This window comes from Phenylobacterium sp. (genome assembly GCF_035475775.1).
GTDB lineage: Bacteria > Pseudomonadota > Alphaproteobacteria > Caulobacterales > Caulobacteraceae > Phenylobacterium.
This window is the reverse complement of record NZ_DATIMC010000019.1, coordinates 1-5,969: the sequence shown is the minus strand read 5'-3', so window position 1 is coordinate 5,969 and position 5,969 is coordinate 1. Positions and strand designations below refer to the sequence as shown.

The following is a 5,969-nucleotide window of genomic DNA, read 5'->3' as shown; positions in this document are numbered from 1 at the left end:
ACCCAGATGGAATGACTCAGAAGCGATTTCTACAGGCGCTGAGCCGATCCAATCGGGCATGTTCTGGAGATCTGGATCCCGGCTTTCGCCGGGAGAGCGGGCAGAACTACTGATATCGAGTCTGGGCCTAGCGGCGGACCGGAGCCACGGCGTCCAGCACCTCGGCCACCGTGCTTCGGAAGCGCTCCGGCGAGCAGTCGCGCTCCACCGCCCCCAGCCCTGCGGCCCGGATGCGCGCCCAGAGCTCGGCGTCTGTGTAGAGCCGCGCACAGGCCTGTGCGAACGCGTCCGGCGCGTCGGCGACCAGCAGCTCCTCGCCGCTCCTCCAGCCGAGCTGCCGGGCCAGGAGGGAGGTGGCCACGACCGGCAGACCGCGGGCGGCGGCCTCGTGCACCTTCATCGGAATTCCCGCCGCGAAGCGCGTGGGCGCGATGAACAGCCGCGCACGGGCGTAGAGATCGCCCAGGTCCGGAACCCGCCCCAGCAGGCGCACGCGGTCGGAGGCGAGCGCCTGCACGCCGGCCGCGCCGTTGCGGCCGGCGACCCACAGCCTCCAGTCCTCGCCGATGAGAGCGTCCAGCTTCGGCGCGACTTCGCCCACGAAGAAGCGCAGCGAATCGGCGTTGGGCGAATGATCCTCGTCGAGCGCGCCCACGAACAGCAGGTCGGAGCGCGCCGCGAAGCCGGGCGCGGTCGGCCGCGCCTCCACCGCATGGCCCACGATGCGGACGCGCGATACCCGGGCGCCGCGGAACTGCGCGGCGTCGGCCCCGCTCACCGCCAGGACCGCGGCGGCGCGCCTGGCCAGGACGGTCTCGGCCCGGACCGCGGCTCGCGCCTCCGGCCCGGGGGTCCTGGCCAGGTCTCGCGCGGCGAAAATGGCCTCGGCGTCGTAGATCACGCGATGGGCGGAAATGAACCGGCGCACCTCGGCGAGCGCCGCCTTGAACACCTTCATGTTGTGCGGGCGGCTGACGATCACGGCGTCGTAGTAGCCGCGCCGCTCCTGCATGAACGGCGCGAGACCCGCCGCGCCCCGTTCCGCGGCGATCTCGACCTCCGGCGGCAGCGCGCCGGCATAGGCGGTGGCGTAGTCGGCGTCCGGATAGACCGTCGGATAAAGGGTCACGAACCAGCCCGCGGCCCGGGCGGCGCGGATCAGCTCGAGCGCCCGGGGATAACCTGCGCCCAGATCCGCGTAGGGCACCTGATCCTCGATGATCAGCAGCCGGCGTTGCGCGGAACGCATGCGCGCCTCGATCGCCGGGGCGCCCCGCTCGAGATGGCCGGACTGAAGCCGCGCGCGGTGCCGGTCGACGAAGACCTGGTGGTGTTCGCGCTGCAGCGCGAGCGCCGCCTCGGCGCTGGAGGCGCTGCCGAACTCGAAATGCCAGATCAGCGCGCGCGGCTCGTAGACCACCCGCAGGCCCGCCTCGCGCAGGCGCATGCAGAAGTCGGTTTCCTCGTAGTAGGCGGGCGCGAACGCCTCATCCAGGCCGCCCAGGCGCTCGAACGCCGAGCGGCGGATCATCAGGAAGGCGCCGGAGCCGTAGTCGACGTCGCGGCGGAACTGGAACTCCGCGGCTTCCGGATCGGCCCCGCGGCCGACGCCTGCGCAGGCGCCGTCGCGCCAGATGATGCTGCCGGCCTCCTGCAGCGTGCCGTCCAGCAGCACGATCCGCGCCGCCACGGCGCCGACGTCCGGCTCCGAGCCTAGCACCTCGCAGGCGGCGGCGATGGAGCCCGGCCGCACCCGGGCGTCGTTGTTGAGCAGCAGGAGCGCCTGTCCCCGGGCGAGGGCGGCGGCCTGGTTCACGGCCCGCAGGAAGTGGCGGTTGTCGGGATTGCGGACGATCCTCGCCCCGTCCAGGCGCGCCAGCAGCTCGCCGGTGCGGTCGGAGGAGGCGTTGTCGACGATGATCACCTCGCTCGGCCGGTCGAGGGCGAAGCGCAGGGAGCGCAGGCACTGGAAGGTCAGCTCGGCCTGGTTGAACAGCACGAGCAGGATCGAGATTTCGGGCGGCTCGGCGGTGGGCAGCTGAAGCCGATCCTCGCCCGCAAGAAAGGCGTCCAGCTCCTCGCGGCAGGCGGCGCGGAAGGCGGCCTTCCTCTCCTCGGGCGTCGCAGGCGCGCCGAGGTCTTCCTCGGTGCGCGTCGGATCGGGCGGACGCCCCGGCAGCAGCAGCGTGCGGCCGAGGTCCGTCACGGCGCGCCGCAGGGCGTGCGGCGAATCGGCCCTCAGGAACCGCTCCGGCCAGACCGCGTCCAGCCCAGCCCGCACGCGCACCCACCTGAGCCCGGCGAGCTCGCACGAATGGAACAGCAGGCGTTCCAGCGCGTGGGCGAGCGTGCCGTCCGTCTGCCCCGCCTCCGGCTCGAAATCCTCGAAGCGCAGGCCCAGGCCCAGCAGCGGCTTCAGCGCCGCGGGGCGCGCCCAGAGCATGGTCCCGGCGGGAAAATCCAGCGGACTGTCCGGCGACAGCGCCACGCCGAGCCGGTCGGCGAGGTCGCGGCAGGTCGCGAAGTTCGGCGCCCAGACCATGTGCCGGCGGGTGGGCGCATAGATGCTGGGCGCCGCCATCCCCAGGGCCGGCAGCCGCCGGAACGACTCGAGGATGCCTGCAATCCCATCGGCCGAGGGCAGGAGGTCGCGCAACATCGCGCTGCGCCACCCGGCGAGCGCATCCCAGTGCAGGGACTTCTTGGTGTGGACCAGCAGCAGCAGGTCGTAGTCCCCGATCAGGTCGGCGAAGCCCACGAGCTGGGGGGCGATGTTGCGCCCGCGATTGGGCGCGACGCGCAGCACGACGCGGCCGCCGGACCAGCGCTCCAGGCTCTCCTCGATGGCCGGCCGCTTGGATTCCAGATCGGTGGAGACCAGCAGGTCGGCGCCCGCGGGGAGCCGCTGCAGGTGATCGAGGATCTCGCCCAGCAGCTCGGGATAGTAGGCGTGGATCAGCACGGCGATGCGCGGCGGCGGATCGAATGGCGCGAACCGGTAGTCGAGCGGGAGATGGATGACGGTCTCGCCCCCCGGCTCGGCCGGTGGGGCGGGGGGCGCCTTGCCCGCGGTCGCGTGCATCAGCCAGATGCCCGGGCGTCCGATGGTGCGCAGGACCGCCCGCGATCTCGGCCGCTCGAGCACCCGCTCGCGGACTCCCCAGACCGTCCGGACGAGCTGCCTGACGAGGGCGTTGCGGGCGGCGGCGGGCGCGGACATCGGCCGCCTTCAACCACGAGCGTCCGGCACGGTCCAGCGCCGCGGCGCCGCGGTCGCAGCCGCGGCTCAGGAGCGGTTCGGCGCGGTGTTCGTCTGGGCCGCCGGCGGCGGCGCGCACTTCCCGGCGCGGGCCTGCACGACATAGAACAGCGCCCGCCCCTGGGCGAAGCTGTAGTGCTCGGCGAGCGGGTTGGTGTTCTGGCCGTTCATCAGGCTGGGCGCCTCGACCGCGCCGCCGTTCGGGGCGCCGCCGGCGCCGGAGGTCAGGGTCTGCTGGTTCCAGCCGGCCAGCTGCGAGCCGCAGGCCGCCAGCGTCGCGTCGGCCACGAAGTTCGCCGGATCGGTCGAGGTCGCCAGCGTGTAGCCCCAGCGATGCAGGCAGTCGTCCAGCGCCGCGGCCGGATCGGCCGGGGCGTTGGCGGACGGGGCCGCGCCGGGGACGCTGGTCGCCGCTGCGGGCGCGGTCGTCTGGGCGTTGGCCGTGGTGAAGGGTTTGCAGACCCCGTTCACGCCGCCTGCGCCGCGGCCCTGATTGCAGCCGGCGAGTCCCAGGGCTGCGAGTGCGGTCCAGGCGATCAGCGACGACGCGCGCATCGCCCTACTCACAGACCTGCATCGGCGCATAGACCAGCCGGCCCGCCTGGTCGTAGTAGGGCCGGCTGACATAGTGGCACGCGCCCGCGCCATAGCTGGCGGCATAGCGCGGATAACCGGCATAGGCCGGCCTGCTGTGCGCCCGGGCCCGCGCGTAGTGCGTCCGGTGGCGGCGATAGTAGGCCCGGCGATTATCGCAGCTCACCCGCGACAGGTTGTTGCCCACCACGGCGCCCAGGCCCGCGCCCACCAGCGCGCCGGTTCCCTTCGAGCCGTGGCCCGCCACCGCGCTGCCCAACAGCCCGCCGCCGAGCGCGCCGATCACCGTGCCGGTGACCTTGCGGTTGTGGGCATAGGCCTCGCAGCCGCTGCGGGCCTGCGCCGCCGAGGTCATGGCGAGCGCCAGGCCGGCGGCGGCCAACAGAGTGCGGCGCATGGATGAACTCCTCTCGATCCGTGGCCTCGCGCCGGAGGCTCGAGCGGTGGAACGCCTGAGCGCGGCGATTGGATGCCCTCAGGCCAGCCAGTCGAGGAAGCCCTGCTTGGCCAGCCACATGACGGAGAGCTCGACCGCCCGGCGGCGCTGCGGCGGGAAGGCCAGCAGCACCTCCCTGACGCTCGCCGCCCGGCCCTGCGCCACCAGGTCGAAGGCCTGGGCGCACTCGGCGAGCGTGCCGCGCCAAGCGGCGAACACCTGGTCGAGGCCGATCTCAGCGGTGGCGAGCACATCCTCGGCCGTGAGCCCGGGCGAGGCCCGCAGCGGCAGGTCGAGGCCCGCCGCCTGAGTGGCGAAGTGGGCGAATTCGGCGAAGGGGTCGCCGCCGGCCAGATCGCCGGGCGGCTGCGCGGTCATCGGCGGCGCGGCGGCGCGGATCGCGGCGAGCTCGTCGAGCAGAGCGCGGTACTCGCGGGCGACCACCGGCCAGTCGAAGGCTTCGGCCACGCGCGCGCGGCCGGCCGCGCCCATCCGCCGGCGCAGATCGGGATCCTCGGCCAGCGCCGCCAGCGCCTCGGCCGCGCGGCCGACATGCACGGCGGTGTGCTGGGCCAGCGCGCCCACGTAGGCCTGATAGCTGTCGACCAGCATCTGGTGCCGCTGGGCCATGCCCACGCCGAGCCCTCCGGCAGGCCCGCCCAGGGTCGGGATCAGGAACGCCTCCACCCCGTGGCGCATCGTGTGGCGATACCCGTCCCAGTCGCTGGCCACGATCGGCAGGCCCGCGGCCATGGCCTCGAGCGGGGTGATGCCGAAGGTCTCCTGGATGTTGTCGACCAGCGACAGGAAGATGTCGGCCGCGGCCCAGAGCTCGCCCAGGAGCTCGCGGTCGTTGCCGTCGAGAATGCTGACCGGCACGTCGGGCGCGAGGGCGGCGGCGGCCTGCTGGTAATGGGCGCGGTCGCCTGCGTTCGGGAACCAGCCGGCCAGGGCGAAGTGAAGGCTCCTGCCGCTGAGGGCGGCGGCGCGCTGCACGGCCCGGAACATCGGCTGCGGGAAGGCCTTCTCGAAGTACGAGAGCCGCCCGACCCAGAGCACCAGCACCGCATCGTCCGCCAGCCCCAGCGCCGTGCGCCGGCGGGCGCGCACCTCTGGCCGCGCGGCCAGCGCCGCGAAGCCCTCGCCGTCCACGCCCAGGGGCACGATCGGCAGCATCGGGATTTGCGGCGCCGAGCCCCCGGTGCGCGCCGCCAGGTGGCCTCCCCACCGCTCGAAGACGCGGCTCAGGCCCTCGCGCACCGACGGCGAGGTGCAGACGATGGCGTCCCAGGGATGCGTCGGGCCGAGCGAGGCGTTGAGGATCAGCTGCCGGACCGCCGGCGGGGCGATGGTGTGCACGAGGCCCAGCAGGCTGTAGGCGGCGTCGCCCGGGCCGGCCCGGCGCAGCCAGCTCAGCTCGTAGAGGTAGGGCTGGCCGCGCAGCACGGCGCCCGCCTGGGCGCAGAGCGCCGTGTTCAGGATCGAGCCCCCGGCGATGCGCGTCTCGGAGCGCCGGCCCTCCAGCAGGGCCTCGCGCAGGGCGGCCTCGTCCGAGGGCCGCACGCTCAGGACATCGAGCTGGTCGAAGCCGCCGTGGCGCGCCAGCGCGCGGTAGAGCTCGAGGTTGGCCACGTCCTTGCCGAACGGGTTCGCCCGGCTCTCCAGCACCCCCGGCGGATG

At 73.7% G+C, this 5,969-nt stretch carries 4 protein-coding genes; all 4 read right to left on the bottom strand.

Going from position 1 to position 5,969, the window contains the following annotated elements:
* Positions 1 to 127: 127 nt before the first annotated feature.
* Positions 128 to 3,220, bottom strand: coding sequence for a rhamnan synthesis F family protein (locus VLI41_RS02520; RefSeq protein WP_325266483.1), 3,093 nt, complete (start codon positions 3,218 to 3,220; stop codon positions 128 to 130).
* A gap of 66 nt (positions 3,221 to 3,286) precedes the next feature.
* Complete coding sequence (locus VLI41_RS02515; RefSeq protein WP_325266482.1) at positions 3,287 to 3,814, bottom strand: hypothetical protein; 528 nt, start codon at positions 3,812 to 3,814, stop codon at positions 3,287 to 3,289.
* Between the two features lie 4 nt (positions 3,815 to 3,818).
* The gene (locus tag VLI41_RS02510) at positions 3,819 to 4,250 is read right to left on the bottom strand and encodes a glycine zipper 2TM domain-containing protein (protein ID WP_325266481.1); all 432 of its coding nucleotides are present in this window, start codon (positions 4,248 to 4,250) and stop codon (positions 3,819 to 3,821) included.
* Between the two features lie 78 nt (positions 4,251 to 4,328).
* Positions 4,329 to 5,969 (bottom strand): glycosyltransferase family 4 protein (locus VLI41_RS02505; protein ID WP_325266480.1); only part of this gene is annotated, 1,641 nt, incomplete at its 5' end.

What these genes read in the sequence shown, in the direction of transcription:
- VLI41_RS02520 (WP_325266483.1), bottom strand. Translation starts at nt 3,220, where the DNA reads ATGTCCGCGCCCGCCGCCGCCCGCAACGCCCTCGTCAGGCAGCTCGTC.
- VLI41_RS02515 (WP_325266482.1), bottom strand. Translation starts at nt 3,814, where the DNA reads ATGCGCGCGTCGTCGCTGATCGCCTGGACCGCACTCGCAGCCCTGGGA.
- VLI41_RS02510 (WP_325266481.1), bottom strand. Translation starts at nt 4,250, where the DNA reads ATGCGCCGCACTCTGTTGGCCGCCGCCGGCCTGGCGCTCGCCATGACC.